Below are 14558 nucleotides of genomic sequence, written 5' to 3' on the forward strand. Positions count from 1 at the left end.
TTCAGCCTCCCGCACCCTGGCTGGTCACCGACGGCTTACCACTCGCCGGCTGCGGCACGCCGATGGTCTTGCCGTCCGGCAGCCGGATGTAGCCCGGCTCACCGGCGTCCACCAGGCCCAGCCGCCGCGCCTCGGCGATCAGGTTGCCCGGTGCCTCGGACTCGGCGATCTGCTTGTCCAGCTGCTGCTTCTCCAGGTCCAGTCGAGCCTGCTGCTGCTGCAACCGCTCCAACCGGAACGCGTTCTCATTGATCTTGGTGTTGACCGCCAGGATGCCCAGCACCCCACCGACCACCAGCACCACGATCAGCGCCGCGAACGGCGCACGCGGCACCGACACCGGCGGTGGCGGCGCCACCCGCAGCCGAGGCGGCCGGGCGCCGCTGACCTTGCCGGCCTTCTCGACCGGTCGCAGTGCGGCGGTGCCCTGGGTGGGGAACTCGCGCGCCCCCCGGGCGCGAGTCTCCCCCTGCCGATTCACTCGATCGATGCGTGGCGTACCGTTTCCGAGGCGCGGAGCCCGCTCCGCCGCGGTCCGGCCCCCCGACCGCGGTGCGCGCTGCCCGCCGCCGGTGACGTCCCGGCGGTCGCGCTTGTCAATGCTCATGTCCCTCCCCCTCAACGTCCGTCCCTCTGCCGTCCCGGTGCCCCTGACCCCCCACGGATCAGGCGGACCCCGTGCCCGGTTGGTGCATTCCCTTCACCCGTCGGCGAGACCGTTCGCGGTCGGTCCGCCCTAGCTCAGTCGCGTTCGGGTCGAGTCTTTCCGCGGCCCGCAGCCGCACCGAGGCGGCCCGCGGGTTCGCGGCGACCTCCGCCTCCGTGGGCAGTTCGGCGCCCCGGCTGAGCAGCCGGAACGTCGGACCGGACCCGGGAAGCTCGACCGGGAGGTCGACCGGGCCCTTGCTGCGGACCCGGTCCGCGAGCGCCACCTTGGTGAGCCGGTCCTCCAACGAGTGGTAGGACAGGACCACCATGCGACCGCCCACGGTCAGTGCGTCGAGTGCGGATGGCAGCGCTGACTCCAGCGCCGCCAGCTCTCTGTTTACCTCGATCCGTAAAGCCTGAAACGTTCTCTTTGCCGGGTGTCCGCCCGTTCGTCGGGCTGCTGCCGGAATGGACTCCCGGACCAGCTCCGCCAACCGCGCGGACGAGGTGATCCGGCCGCGTTCCCGCTCCCGCAGGATCGCCGAGGCGATCCGGCCGGCGAACTTCTCCTCGCCGTAGACCCGCAACACCCGGGCCAGGTCCGGATGCGCGTAGGTGTTGACCACCTCTTCGGCGGTCACCCCCCGGGTCTGGTCCATCCGCATGTCCAGTGGCGCGTCCTGGGCGTACGCGAACCCGCGGTCGGGCGCGTCCAACTGCAACGACGAGACACCCAGGTCGAACAGGATGCCGTCGATGCCCGGATAGCCCAGCCGGTCCAACACGTCGGGCAACTCGTCGTAGACGGCGTGCTCCAGGTGCACCCGATCGGCGAACCGGGCCAGCCGGACCCGCGCGTGAGCGAGCGCCTCGGTGTCCCGGTCCAGGCCGATCAGGACCGTCTCCGGGTGCGCCTCGAGCACCGCCTCCGCGTGCCCGGCCAGGCCGAGCGTCGCGTCGACGTGAACCGTCCGGCCGCCTCGACCCAGCGCGGGGGCCAGCAGCTCAAGACACCGCTCGAGCAGCACCGGCACGTGCGTGCCGCGCAACTCCCCCATGATGACCCCCACTGGTTGAAACGTCCGTTCTCCTCGTGCGCCTGTCGTCGGACGGCGCTGCCGTCGTACCGCCAGATCCCCATCCGCTCCCGCCGGACACCGGACCGTCGCCCGATGACTGGATCGTGCGCCTGGCACCGGGGAAGGGGTGCCAGGAACTCGAAAGCGGCTGGAGATCTCGCAGTACGTCGGGGCGCCGTTCCGCCCTACAGACCGCCGGGCAGCACCCCCTCCGAGATGTCGGCGAAGTCGTCTTCGCTCTCGGCGAGATAGGTCTCCCAGGCGGCCCTGTCCCAGATCTCCACCCGGGTGCTCGCGCCGATGACCACCAACTCGCGTTCCAGCGCGGCGTACGCCCGCAGGTGGGCCGGAATTGTCACCCGCCCCTGCTTGTCCGGAACCTCGTCGTGCGCGCTGGCGAAGAAGACCCGGCTGTAGGCCCGGGCCGCCTTGTGTGTCATCGGCTGCGCGCGCAACTGGTCGGCGATCCGCTGGAACTCAGGGGTCGGGAAGACGTAGAGGCAGCGCTCCTGCCCTTTGGTGACCACGACACCCCCCGCCAGCTCATCCCGAAACTTGGCCGGAAGGATCAACCGGCCCTTTTCGTCAAGGCGTGGAGTGTGGGTGCCGAGAAACACCGGCCCTACCCCCTCGCCCCTGAGCGGCGTTCGCGGCGCCGCTGACCCCCCGGGCCGGTGAGCCCTCCCGGCCTCACCATTGGTCCCCACTCTACTCCACTTCCCTCCACCTGCAACCAGATTCGCCCGCGTGGCGTGTCCAACCCGAGGGCAAAACAGCACGTCAACGGGGGTGGAGCGGAGTGGAGGGCCGCAGCCGCCCACCGGCGTGGTCCGCTTTCCGACATAGATCGACTCCGTCCGGTGGACTCCCTCCCGGCCGCCCGCGCCGCCACCACGGCCGAACGGTTCACCGTCGGCGGCGATCTGGTGGGGCGGGCGGTCCGGTAACCTCGCTCGCGTGACGGACGCGAAAATGCCCCTACGGGCCAAGGTGGCCAGCTCCGTGTCACGGACCGCCGCGGCGCTCTCCCGGGCGGCCGGCCGTGGCGACGGTTCGGTGATCGGCGGGTGGATCGGCCTGAAGATCGACCCGGACCTGCTGGCCCACCTGTCGGCCGGGCGTGCGATAGCGCTCGTCTCCGGCACCAACGGCAAGACCACCACCACCCGGTTGACCTCCGCCGCGGTCGGCGTGCTCGGCCGGGTCGCCACCAACTCGTTCGGCGCCAACATGCCCAGTGGGCACACCTCGGCGCTGGCCAAGGCCGGCAGCACCCCGTACGCGGTGCTCGAGGTCGACGAGCACTACCTCGCCCAGGTGCTGGAGGCGACCGAGCCGCACGTGGTCGCGCTGCTCAACCTCTCCCGCGACCAGCTCGACCGCGCCAAGGAGGTCGCCATGATGGCGCAGCTCTGGCGCGCGGCGCTGGTCCGGCACACGAGCGTCCGGGTGGTGGCCAACGCCGACGACCCGCTGGTGGTCTGGGCGGCCACCCCGCCGGGCGACCCCGCCCGGGGCATCAACCCGCCGCACGTGACCTGGTTCAGCGCCGGCCAGCGCTGGCACGACGACTCGTGGGTCTGCCCGGAGTGCGGCTCCACCATCCAGCGCTCCGGCGAGCAGTGGTGGTGCACCGGCTGTCCGCTGCGCCGGCCGGAGCCGCACTGGGTCGTCGAGGACGAGGGGGTGCTCGACCCCACCGGCGCCTGGCACAAGGTCTCCCTGCAACTGCCCGGCAAGGTCAACCTCGGCAACGCGGCGACAGCGCTGGCGGTGGCCGCCGAGTTCGGCGTCCGCCCGGTCGACGCGGTGTCCCGCCTCGGCATCGTCACCTCGGTGGCCGGCCGCTACGCGCAGGTCGACAAGGACGGGCGCAACATCCGGCTGCTGCTGGCGAAGAACCCGGCCAGTTGGCTGGAGGCGTTCGACATGGCCGACAACGCCCCGACCCTGCTCTCCATCAACGCGCGCGACCCCGACGGCCTCGACACCTCCTGGCTCTACGACGTCGACTTCGCCCCGCTGCGCGGTCGGCAGGTGTTGATCACCGGTGACCGGGCATACGACCTGGCGGTCCGCCTGGACGTCAACGACGTGCCGTTCCAGCACGTCCGCACGTTCGACGACGCACTCCGGTCGGTCCCGCCCGGCCGGCTGGAGGTCATCGCGAACTACACAGCGTTCCAGGACATCCGAGCGGAGTTGGACCGTGTCATCTGAGAGCCTGCGCATCGTCTGGATCTACCCCGACCTGCTGTCCACCTACGGCGACCGGGGCAACGCCCTGATCCTCGCCCGCCGGGCCCGCCAGCGCGGGATGCCGGTCGAGGTGCTGGAGGTCCGCTCCGACCAGCGACTGCCCGCGACCGCCGACATCTACCTGGTCGGCGGCGGTGAGGACGGCCCACAGGCGCTGGGCGCGCAGCGCCTGATCGCCGACGGCGGTCTGCACCGGGCGGTCGCGCAGGGTTCGGTGGTGTTCGGCGTCTGCGCCGGCTACCAGTTGCTCGGCACCTCGTTCTTCGCCAAGGGCGTGCAGTGCCGTGGCCTGGAGCTTCTCGACCTGAAGTCCGACCGGGGCGAGAGCCGGGCCGTGGGCGAGCTGTCCGGTGAGATCGACCCTCGGCTGGGCCTGCCCCCGCTCACCGGTTTCGAGAACCACGGCGGTCGCACCCACCTGGGCCCCGAGGTCTCCCCGCTGGCCCGGGTCACCGCCGGGGTGGGCAACGACGGCGCCACCGAGGGCGCCTGGCGCGGCAAGCTGCTCGGCACCTACTCGCACGGTCCGGCGCTGGCCCGCAACCCGGCCCTGGCCGACCTCCTGCTGCGCTGGGCCACCGGGGCACACCAGCTTCCGCCGTTGGACGACACCTGGCCCGACCGGCTGCGCAACGAGCGCCGCTCTGCGGTGGCCGCCGCCCGGGCATGATCCGTGCCGTCCGTCGGCTGCTGCGGCAGCCGTCGGCCGCCCGGTTCGCCCTGCTCGTGTTGCTGATCGGCGGTTGCGGGCTGCTGCTGCTCCTGGCACCCCGACCGGATCCGAAGCAGCTGCCGCTGCTGGCCGACAGGCTGGGCGACCTCGCCCCGGTGGCGGCGATCCTCGGCGGCGCGCTGCTGCTTGTCGTCCTGGTCCCCCGGACCTTCGTCACGCTCGCGGCGGGCGCGATCTTCGGCCCCCTGGAGGGCGCCGCGTACGCCCTGGGCGCCGCACTGGTGGCCGCGGCGATCGGGTTCACCGTCGGCCGGTTGCTCGGCCGGGAGTTCGTGGCCGTTCGGGTCCGTGGCCGCCTGGCCCGCCTCGACGGCTGGTTCGCCCGGCAGAGCGTGGTCGGTGTGGTCACCGTCCGGCTGCTGCCGATCGCCGGCTTCGGGCTGGTCAGCTACGGCTACGGCACGACCGGCGCCCGGGTGCTGCCGTTCCTGGCCGGCAGCGTGATCGCCTCCGCGCCGACCGCCTTCGGCTACGCGGCGATCGGCGCGTCGGTCAGCTCACCCGGGCACATCAACTGGTACGCCGCCGCCCCCGCCAGCCTGGGCCTGATCGCCAGCCTGGTGCTTGTCCACATGTGGTGGCGCGCCGAACGACAACGCCGCCGGATGCCGGTATGACCGCGCCCGAGCCGACCCACGGCGTCGAGGAGCCGCTCACCGGCGGCTTCGTCGCCGAGGTGGTCCGGGTCGGCGACACGGTACGGCGTACCCCGCCAGCCAACCCGGACTTCATCGGCGCGCTGCTGCGTCACCTGGCCCGGGTGGGCGCGGACCTCGCACCCCATCACCTGGGCGTCGACGACCGCGGCCGGCAGGTGCTCAGCTACGTTCCGGGGCGGGTGCCGTGGCGGGACTCCGAGGATCCCGCGTTCTTCGCCGATCCGGCGCTGGCGCGGCTGGCCAAGCTGATCCGGCGTCTGCACGACGCGTGCGCGGGCACCGACCTGGCCGGCGACGCCGAGACCGTGTGTCACCGCGATCTGTCGCCGAAGAACACTGTGTACCGGGATTTCCCGGCCGGGCCGCTCCCGGTGGTCTTCATCGACTGGGACCTGGCCGCCCCGGGCCGGCGGATCGAGGACGTGGCGTTCGCCGGCTGGCACTGGGCCACACTGGGTGACGGTGCCGATCCCGCCGAGCTGGGTCGGCGTTGTCGCGTCCTCTGTGACACCTACGACGCGGCCGGCCCCGGGCTGCTGCCCCGAGGGGAGCTGACAGAGCTGATGCTCCACCAGATCGAGGGCACCTGGCGGACCATCGACACCAGCCCCCACCCGGCCATGCGCCGCCTCCGCGAGGCAGGAGTAGGCGCGCTGATATCTCACTGGCACGACTGGGTACGTGCGCACCGCGCCGTCGTCCACAGGTCGATCATGGAGTCGTGGCGGTGAACCCCTGGGCAGGGGATGAACCGGCCACCACAAACTCCATGATCGACGCGAGCGGGGCGGGGCGGGGTTACGCCACCACCGAGACCATTCGGCCCTTGACCACGATGACCTTGCGGGGCTCCTTGCCGGCCAGGGTGGCGGCCACCGCCTCCAGGGCCGCCGCGCGGACGGTCTCCTCGCTGGCGTCGGCGGGGACGTCGACGCGGCCACGGACCTTGCCGTTGACCTGCACCGGATAGGTCACCGTCTCGGCCACCAACAGCGCCGGGTCGGCGGTCGGGAAGTCCGCGTACGTCAGCGAGGTGTCGTGGCCCAGCCTGCGCCACAGCTCCTCGGCCAGGTGCGGGGCGAACGGCGCCACCATCAGCACCAGCGGCTCGGCCACCTCGCGGGGCGTCGCCGACAGCCCGGTCAGCCCGTTGGTCAGCTGGATCAGCTTGGCGATCGCGGTGTTGAACCGAATGCCGTCCATGTCGGCACGGACCCCGTCGATCACCGTGTGCAGCAGCCGGCGGGTCGTCGCGTCGGCCGGGTCCTCGGTGATCCGCAGCGCGCCGGTCTGCTCGTCGACGACGGCCCGCCAGACCCGCTGCAGGAACCGGTACGAGCCGACCACCGCCCGGGTCTCCCAGGGGCGGGACACCTCCAGCGGACCCATCGACATCTCGTACACCCGGAAGGTGTCCGCACCGTAGGCGGCGCACATGTCGTCGGGGGTCACCACGTTCTTCAGCGACTTGCCCATCTTGCCGTACTCACGGTTGACCGTCAGGTCGCCCAGGTAGTACGCGCCGTCGCGCTCCATGACCTCCTCGGCCTGCACGTAGCTGCCGCGCGAGTCGGTGTACGCGTACGCCTGGATCATGCCCTGGTTGAACAGCTTGCGGAACGGCTCGAACGACGAGACGTGCCCCAGGTCGAACAGCACCTTGTGCCAGAACCGCGCGTACAGCAGGTGCAGCACGGCGTGCTCGGCGCCGCCGACGTACAGGTCGGTGCCCCCGCAGTCGCCCTCGCCGCGCGGACCCATCCAGTACCGCTCGTTCTCCGCGTCGACGAACCGGTCACCGTTTGTCGGGTCCAGGTAGCGCAGCTCGTACCAGCAGGAGCCGGCCCACTGCGGCATCACGTTGGTCTCGCGGGTGTAGCGCTTCGGCCCGTCGCCCAGGTCCAGCTCGACCTCGACCCAGTCGCGTCGCCGCGACAGGGGGGTCTCCGGGTTGCTGTCGGCGTCGTCCGGGTCGAACGTCTTCGGGGAGAAGTCGTCCACCTCCGGCAGCTCGACGGGCAGCATCTCCTCCGGCAGGGCGATGGCCGCGCCGGTCTCGTCGTAGACGATCGGGAACGGCTCACCCCAGTAGCGCTGCCGGGAGAACAGCCAGTCGCGCAGCCGGTAGGTCACCGCACCGGTGCCGTGCCCGTTCGCCTCCAGCCAGGCGATGATCGCCGCCTTGGCGTCGGCGACCCCCAGGCCGTTCAGGTCCAGGCCGCGCTCGGGCGCGGCGCTGTTGATGGCCGGGCCGTCCCCGGTGTACGCCTTGCCGTCGAAGCCCTCCGCCGGCTGCACGGTGCGCACGATGGGCAGCTCGAAGACCTCGGCGAACGCCCAGTCCCGTTCGTCCTGCGCCGGCACCGCCATGATCGCGCCGGTGCCGTAGCCGGCCAGCACGTAGTCGGCGATGAAGATCGGGATCTGCCCGCCGGTGACCGGGTTGGTGGCGTACGCGCCGATGAAGACGCCGGTCTTCTCCTTGCTGTCGGACTGCCGCTCGACGTCGGTCTTGGCGGCGGCGGCCTTGCGGTACGCCTCGACCGCCGCCTGCGGGCTGGTGTGCCCGCCGGTCCAGGCGTCCCTCGTCCCGTCCGGCCAGGCGCCCGGCGCCAGCGCGTCGACCAGCTCGTGCTCGGGTGCCAGCACCATGTAGGTGGCACCGAAGACGGTGTCCGGTCGGGTCGTGAAAACCCGCACCGGCGCCTGCTCGGTGGGGAAGTCGATGTGCGCGCCCTGCGAGCGCCCGATCCAGTTGCGCTGCATCAGCTTGATCGGCTCGGGCCAGTCCAGGCTGTCCAGGTCGTCCAGCAGCCGGTCACCGTAGGCGGTGATCCGCATCTTCCACTGCTTCAGGTTGCGCTTGAAGACGGGGAAGTTGCCCCGGTCGGAGCGGCCGTCGGCGGTGACCTCCTCGTTGGCCAGCACGGTGCCCAGCCCCGGGCACCAGTTGACCGGCGCCTCCGAGACGTACGCCAGGCGGTGGTCGTCGACGACCTGGCGGCGCTCGGCGACGCTCAGCTCGGCCCAGGCCCGGCCGTCCGGGGTCTGCCGGTTACCGCCCTCGAACTCGGCGATCAGCTCAGCGATCGGGCGGGCCCGGCCGGCGTCGCTGTCGTACCAGGAGTTGAAGATCTGCAGGAAGATCCACTGGGTCCAGCGGTAGAAGTCGGTGTCGATGGTGGCCACCGACCGGCGCTCGTCGTGCGCCAGCCCCAGCCGCCGCAGCTGCGCCTTGTACCGCTCGATGTTCGCCACGGTGGTGGTGCGGGGGTGGGTGCCGGTCTGCACCGCGTACTGCTCGGCGGGCAGGCCGAACGCGTCGAAGCCCATCGCGTGCAGCACGTTGCGACCGGCCATCCGCTGGTAGCGGGCGTAGCAGTCGGTGCCGATGTAGCCCAGCGGGTGGCCGACGTGCAGGCCGGCTCCGGACGGGTAGGGGAACATGTCCAGCACGTACAGCTTGTCCGCGCCGGCGCGGGGGTGGGTCGGGTCGGCCAGCGGGCCGGTCGGGTTCGGTGCGTGGAAGGTGCCCTCGCGCGCCCAGGTGTCCTGCCAACGGATCTCGATCTCGTCGGCCAGGGCCGCGGTGTACCGGAACGGGGGAATGTCGCCCGCCGGTGCGGCTGCCTCACTCATCGTCTCTCCTCGCTTCGCTTCGCTTCGTCTCGGCGGCGCCGGGCCGGGCCGGCGGCGGGCACAAAAATGCCCCTCGCGCAGGAGGGGCCGCCGTGCTGTCGCTGGGATCAGCGCATCAGCACGGCCCGGTAAGAAGCAGGAAGACTCCGGCCATGTTCGGCAGTGTACCCCGCCGACGGTCCGGCCTGCCGGCCCCCGGGGTGGGCCGGGCCGCGTCCCCCGACGTGGCGAATATCGGGGCGTAACCGACGGACCGCCTGCGGGGGTCGGCGATAACGACAAACATGGTTAGCCTGAGAGGCTAGTGAGAATCCTGCGGCAAACGAGGCTCGACGTCGCGAACCCAACGGCGGGTCCAGGTGCTCTCTACAGAGCTGCCGTGACGGCGACGAGGAGGAGGCCCGTGACACAACAGACCTGGGACGAGGTGGGCGGCCTACTGCCGCACGACGAGTTCCGCGCCGCCAGCGAGGCCATCGTGGCCAACATCGAGCAGGTCATCGAGGGTAAGACCGCCACCGTGCGGCTCGCCCTGGCCGTGTTGCTCGCCGAGGGTCACCTCCTGATCGAAGACGTCCCGGGTGTCGGCAAGACCAAGCTGGCCAAGGCCCTCGCGCGGTCCATCGACTGCACCGTACGACGGATCCAGTTCACCCCCGACCTGCTGCCCAGCGACGTCACCGGTGTCAGCGTCTACAACCAGGAGACGCACGACTTCGAGTTCCGCCCCGGTGCCGTCTTCGCCAACCTGGTGGTCGGCGACGAGATCAACCGGGCTTCGCCGAAGACCCAGTCGGCGCTGCTGGAGTGCATGGAGGAGCGGCAGGTCACCGTCGACGGCGTGACCTACCAGTTGCAGACCCCGTTCATGGTGATCGCCACCCAGAACCCGATCGAGATGGAGGGGACCTACCCGCTGCCCGAGGCGCAGCGCGACAGGTTCACCGCCCGCATCGCGATGGGTTACCCGGACTCCCACGCCGAGCTGGCCATGCTCGACGGGCACGGCGCCACCGACCCGCTGAACGAGCTGCGCGCGGTGTCCGACGCGGCCATCGTCCGGCAGCTCATCGCCACCGTCCGGCAGGTGCACGTCGCGGACGCGGTCAAGCAGTACGCGATCGACCTGGTCACCGCCACCCGCGAGGCGCCCGACCTGCGGCTCGGCGCCTCCCCCCGAGCCACCCTGCAACTGCTGCGCACCGCCCGGGCGGTCGCCGCGCTGGAGGGTCGTGACTACGTGCTCCCCGACGACCTACAGGCCCTGGCCGTGCCGGTGCTCGCGCACCGGATCATCCCCACCGCCGACGCGCAGCTGGCCCGGCGCACCACCGACGCGATCGTCTCCGAGTTGGTGCACCGCCTGCCGCTGCCGCACGACCGGCAGCGCAACCCGTACGACACCCGGCCCGCTTCCGGCAACGGCCGCGCGCCCTACGAGCCGCGGAGGCCATGACGTGCGTGCCGGGCTGCGCGGGCTGACCACCCGCGGGCGTTCCTTCCTCGCCGCCGCGGTCGCGGCGGCGATCTCGTCCGGCATCCTCGGCGAGAAGGACCTGCTCCGGGTGGCGGTGCTGCTGGCCATCCTGCCGTTGTTGGCCGCGGCCTACGTCGGGCGCAGCCGCTACAAGCTGGCCTGCAACCGGTCACTGGATCCGCATCGGGTTCCGGTCGGCGCCAACTCCCGCGTGGTGCTGCGCCTACAGAATCTCTCCCGGCTGCCGACCGGCACGCTGCTCCTGGAGGACCGGCTGCCCTACGCCCTGGGCAGCCGGCCCCGGGTGGTGTTGGAGCGGCTCGGCGCGCACCAGGCCAGCTCCGTGGCGTACACCGTGCGCGCCGACGTGCGGGGCCGTTACGACGTGGGTCCGCTGGTGGTCCGGATGACCGACCCGTTCGGCCTGTGCGAGCTCACCCGCTCCTTCCCCAGCACCGACCACCTGACGGTCATCCCGCAGGTCACCCCCCTGCCGTCGGTCCGGCTCCCCGGGGAGTACGCGGGCAGCGGCGACAGCCGGGCCCGGTCCGTGGCGGTGCACGGCGAGGACGACGCGGCGACCCGGGAGTACCGGCGCGGCGACGACCTGCGCCGGGTGCACTGGAAGTCCACCGCCCGCACCGGCGAGCTGATGGTGCGCCGCGAGGAGCAGCCGTGGGAGAGCCGCGCCACCGTCGTTCTGGACACCCGGGCGTACGGCCACCGCGGCGAGGGGCCGACGGCCAGTTTCGAGTGGGCCGTCTCCGCCGCCGCGAGCATCGCCGTCCACCTCCGACAGGCCGGCTACAAGCTGCGCCTGGTCACCGGCTCGGGGGTCGACGTGGACGCGTCCGAGGCCGGCGGTGACGGGGCACTGCTCGACCACCTCGCCGAGGTGCGCCTGGATCAGCGCGCCGAGGTGACAGGTCTCGTGCAGCGGGTCCGCCAGCGCGCCGACGGCGGGCTGATCATCGGGCTGTTCGGCACTGTGAGCGTGGCCGAGGCCGAGCTGCTGGCCGGGCTGCGGGGCAACGGCGCCACCTGCATCGGGTTCCTGCTCAACAGCTCCACCTGGCTCAGCCTGCCGGAGAAGGCCCGGGCCGAGGCGGAGCACGCGCACGGCGCCGCCGTCCTCGCCATGGTGCAGAGTGGCTGGCGCGTCGTCGGTGTCGACCACGGTGCCCGGCTGCCGGTCCTGTGGCCGCAGACCGGCCGGGGCTCCCAGGGCTTCGCCCTGCGCGCCGCGCTGGCCGAGACGGTCGCCGGCGGCGTGCGATGAACGGAAGGGTCCCCTCATGATCGCCAGTCGGAACATCGGCCTGGTGGCGGCCACGGCCACACTGCTGGCCGCCGCGCCACTGTCGGCCATCTTCCAGAGCTGGACATGGCTCGTCGAGTCCGTCATCGCGGTCGCCGTGGTGGCCGGGGCGGCCGCGCTGACCAGGCTCGTCCGGGCGCCACTGTGGGGTCAGGTGCTGGGCATGCTGGCCGGCCTGCTGCTCGCCCTGACCTGGTTGTTCCCCAGCGACCAGGAACTGTTCGCCATCCTGCCCACGCCGAGCACGTTCGCGCACTTCGCCGACCTGTTCACCGGCTCCATGCAGGACATGCGCTCCTACGGGGTCGAGGTCCCGGACACCGACCCGCTGCTGTTCATCGCCGTGCTCGGCGTGGGCGCGGTCGCCGTACTCGTGGATGTCCTGGCGGTGGGGCTGCGCCGGCCCGCGCTGGCGGGGTTGCCGATGCTCGCCATCTACTCGGTGCCGGTCGCCGTCTACGTGAACAGCGTCCCCGCGACGCCGTTCGTGGTGGGCGCCGCCGGTTACCTCTGGCTGCTGGTCACCGACAACGTCGACCGGGTCCGCAGGTTCGGGCGCCGGTTCACCGGCGACGGCCGCGACGTCGACGTGTGGGAGGCCTCACCGTTGGCGTCGGCCGGCCGTCGGCTGGCGGTGCTCGGGGTGGCGGTGGCGGTGGCGCTGCCGCTGGCGGTGCCCGGCCTGAGCGGCGGGCTCCTCGACTCCCTCAGCCGGGGCCCGGGCAACGGCGCCGGCAACGGGTCCGGCTCGGGCGGCACGTCGGGTCGGATCGACCTGTTCGCCTCGCTCGCCGGTCAGCTCAACCAGTCCCAGGTGGCCGACCTGGTCAAGGTCACCACCTCCGAGCCCAGCCCGTTCTACCTGCGCTACGCCGTCGCCGACGAGCTGCGCCAGACTGGTTTCCAGGCGCGCAACCCGACCGGCCGAGCGGTCAACCGGGACCTGCCCGACCCGGCCGAGCGGGCTCGCCCCGGCGTGCAGCAGACCACCTACCGGGCGACCGTCGAGGTCACCAAGAGCCTGAGCATGTCGTTGATGCCGGTCTACGCGGAGCCGGTACGCACCGACGACCTCAGCGGCAACTGGCTCTACGACCCCAACCAGCAGGTCGTCTTCTCCAACCGGGAAAACTCCCGGGGCCGGAAGTACTCCTTCGACTACGTCCGCTCGACGTACACGCCGGCGACGCTGCGGGCCACCCAACCGCTGCCGGCCGACCACCCCGTACGCCGGCAGATGACCGCCACCCCCGGGCCGGTGCCCGAGGTGGAGGAGCTGGTCAAGGGGCTGACCCAGGGCAAGCGCACCGACTACGACCGGGTGTTGGCGATCTACCAGCACTTCTCGGCCGACAACGGGTTCAGCTACCGGCTCAGCACCGAGAGCGGCAGCAGCGGGCAGGACATCGTCAACTTCCTGACCAACAAGGTCGGCTACTGCCAGCAGTACGCGGCCGCGATGGCGTGGCTGGTCCGCTCGGCGGGCATCCCGGCCCGGGTGGCGTTCGGGTTCACCAACGGCAGCAAGCGCGACGGTGGCACCTACACGTTGACCAACCTCAACCTGCACGCCTGGACCGAGGTCTTCTTCGACGGGGTCGGCTGGGTGCCGTTCGACGCCACCCCGACGTACGGGGTGCCGGGGTCCACCCGCTCGGCCTGGGCACCGGACACTGACGCGCCGGAACCAACCACCCCGGGCACCGGCGTCACGGACACCCCGGCGGGCCCCGAGGCGTCGGCCGGTCCGGCCGGGCCCGACAACGCCGACCGGGACATCGACGACGGACTGTCCCTGGGCGGCACCACGCCGGCCGAGCAGCCGCCGGTCTGGCCCTGGTGGGCGGCGGGCCTGCTGGCCCTGCTGGCTCTGCTCGCCATCCCCGCGCTGCGTCGGCTGACGCTGCGCCGCAGACGGGGTGGCCAGCCGGCGAGCGCCGCAGTGGCCGCCACAGCGGCCGTCGACGACGGTGGCGAGCCGGGGACGCGGGTGGTGGTGGTCGGTGTGGACGCCGACCGGGCCCGCGCGGACGCACACGCGGCCTGGGCCGAGTTGCTCGACACGATGGTGGACTTCCGGGTCCCGGTCGACCTGACCGAGACGCCCAGGGCGACCGCGGACCGGCTGGTCCGCGACACCCTCGGCGACGACAGCGCCGCGACCGGGTCGGCACGGCTGCTCGGCCAGGCGGAGGAGCGGGCCCGCTACGCCCGCGACCCGCTGACCGGTGAGCGGCTGGCGCCGGCGCTCCGCGCGGTCCGTGGGGCGCTCGCCGCACAGGCGGACCGACGCACCCGTCTGGTCGCCGCCGTACTGCCACCGTCGGTGCTGCTGCGCTGGCGGACCACCCTGGCGGACACGTCCGGCCGAATGGCGGCGTTGACCGGGCGAGCCCGGTACCGGTTGCTGCGCTGGAACCCTCGACGGCTGTTGGCCGACCGAGCGGCCCGCTAAGCCGGCGCCGGCTTCAGCGCCGGAGTTGCGTTGGCGTCGGGGCTGGGGCCGCCCAGGATCGTGCTCGATCCAGGAACGAGACCCCTCCCGTTACGCGCGATGCCACTACAACCAGGACAACACCGTTGCGTTACGGCCCGGCTTGCCGATCATGGAGTTGTGGTGCCGACTTTGGGGGTTTTACGGGCGTTTTGTTACCCACCACAACTCCAAGATCGGCGAGGCAGTGCTGGTTGACGCAAGATCGAGCACGATCATGCGGTGACACCGATCAACGGAAGAGGGCGCCCC

General features: G+C 72.0%; 10 protein-coding genes and 1 pseudogene. 7 read left to right on the forward strand and 4 right to left on the reverse strand.

Annotation, left to right across the window (positions count from 1 at the left end):
- Position 1 precedes the first annotated feature (1 nt).
- The 3 genes and pseudogenes from AB0A95_RS15160 to mraZ form a co-directional block, all read right to left on the reverse strand.
- Complete coding sequence (locus AB0A95_RS15160) at positions 2-607, reverse strand: hypothetical protein (protein ID WP_357556323.1); 606 nt, start codon at positions 605-607, stop codon at positions 2-4.
- Positions 597-1706 (reverse strand): annotated as a pseudogene (rsmH, locus tag AB0A95_RS15165) (16S rRNA (cytosine(1402)-N(4))-methyltransferase RsmH). Before rsmH ends, AB0A95_RS15160 begins: the two are co-directional and overlap by 11 nt.
- Positions 1707-1912: 206 nt before the next feature.
- Positions 1913-2344: a division/cell wall cluster transcriptional repressor MraZ gene (gene mraZ, locus AB0A95_RS15170; RefSeq protein WP_357069529.1), complete on the reverse strand. Its 432-nt coding sequence runs from the start codon at positions 2342-2344 to the stop codon at positions 1913-1915.
- 355 nt (positions 2345-2699) lie between these two features.
- Between mraZ and AB0A95_RS15175 the strand changes: the two genes are divergently transcribed.
- Genes AB0A95_RS15175 through AB0A95_RS15190 form a run of 4 tightly spaced genes read left to right on the forward strand, consistent with a single transcriptional unit; the run spans position 2700 to position 6109 of the window.
- Positions 2700-3947, forward strand: coding sequence for a MurT ligase domain-containing protein (locus AB0A95_RS15175; protein WP_357556338.1), 1248 nt, complete (start codon positions 2700-2702; stop codon positions 3945-3947).
- The gene (locus tag AB0A95_RS15180) at positions 3937-4656 is read left to right on the forward strand and encodes a glutamine amidotransferase (RefSeq protein ID WP_357556324.1); all 720 of its coding nucleotides are present in this window, start codon (positions 3937-3939) and stop codon (positions 4654-4656) included. Before AB0A95_RS15175 ends, AB0A95_RS15180 begins: the two co-directional genes overlap by 11 nt.
- A complete protein-coding gene (locus AB0A95_RS15185; protein ID WP_357556325.1) occupies positions 4653-5336 on the forward strand; it encodes a VTT domain-containing protein in 684 nt (227 codons plus the stop codon). The genes AB0A95_RS15180 and AB0A95_RS15185 overlap by 4 nt, the downstream gene beginning before the upstream one ends.
- Entirely contained in the window at positions 5333-6109 is a 777-nt protein-coding gene (locus AB0A95_RS15190) for a phosphotransferase (protein WP_357556326.1), read from the forward strand. Before AB0A95_RS15185 ends, AB0A95_RS15190 begins: the two co-directional genes overlap by 4 nt.
- 67 nt (positions 6110-6176) lie before the next feature.
- On the opposite strand, the gene leuS is transcribed toward AB0A95_RS15190, so the two are convergent.
- Positions 6177-9017, reverse strand: a complete 2841-nt coding sequence (leuS, locus tag AB0A95_RS15195; RefSeq protein ID WP_357556327.1) for a leucine--tRNA ligase — start codon at positions 9015-9017, stop codon at positions 6177-6179.
- A gap of 403 nt (positions 9018-9420) precedes the next feature.
- Between leuS and AB0A95_RS15200 the strand changes: the two genes are divergently transcribed.
- From AB0A95_RS15200 to AB0A95_RS15210, 3 genes are read left to right on the forward strand one after another with little or no spacing between them, the layout of a single operon-like run.
- Positions 9421-10473: a MoxR family ATPase gene (locus tag AB0A95_RS15200; RefSeq protein WP_357556328.1), complete on the forward strand. Its 1053-nt coding sequence runs from the start codon at positions 9421-9423 to the stop codon at positions 10471-10473.
- 1 nt (position 10474) lies between these two features.
- A complete protein-coding gene (locus tag AB0A95_RS15205; RefSeq protein WP_357556329.1) occupies positions 10475-11773 on the forward strand; it encodes a DUF58 domain-containing protein in 1299 nt (432 codons plus the stop codon).
- A 16-nt stretch (positions 11774-11789) separates the two neighbouring features.
- Entirely contained in the window at positions 11790-14267 is a 2478-nt protein-coding gene (locus AB0A95_RS15210; RefSeq protein ID WP_357556330.1) for a DUF3488 and transglutaminase-like domain-containing protein, read from the forward strand.
- The last annotated feature ends 291 nt before the right edge of the window (positions 14268-14558 follow it).

Source organism: Micromonospora sp. NPDC049230, from assembly GCF_040647875.1.
Classification (GTDB): Bacteria; Actinomycetota; Actinomycetes; order Mycobacteriales; family Micromonosporaceae; genus Micromonospora.

Excerpts from the sequence above, each read along its gene's own strand:
- AB0A95_RS15160 (WP_357556323.1), bottom strand. The coding sequence starts at position 607 with ATGAGCATTGACAAGCGCGACCGCCGGGACGTCACCGGCGGCGGGCAG.
- AB0A95_RS15175 (WP_357556338.1), top strand. The coding sequence starts at position 2,700 with ATGCCCCTACGGGCCAAGGTGGCCAGCTCCGTGTCACGGACCGCCGCG.
- AB0A95_RS15185 (WP_357556325.1), top strand. The coding sequence starts at position 4,653 with ATGATCCGTGCCGTCCGTCGGCTGCTGCGGCAGCCGTCGGCCGCCCGG.
- AB0A95_RS15190 (WP_357556326.1), top strand. The coding sequence starts at position 5,333 with ATGACCGCGCCCGAGCCGACCCACGGCGTCGAGGAGCCGCTCACCGGC.
- leuS (WP_357556327.1), bottom strand. The coding sequence starts at position 9,017 with ATGAGTGAGGCAGCCGCACCGGCGGGCGACATTCCCCCGTTCCGGTAC.
- AB0A95_RS15210 (WP_357556330.1), top strand. The coding sequence starts at position 11,790 with ATGATCGCCAGTCGGAACATCGGCCTGGTGGCGGCCACGGCCACACTG.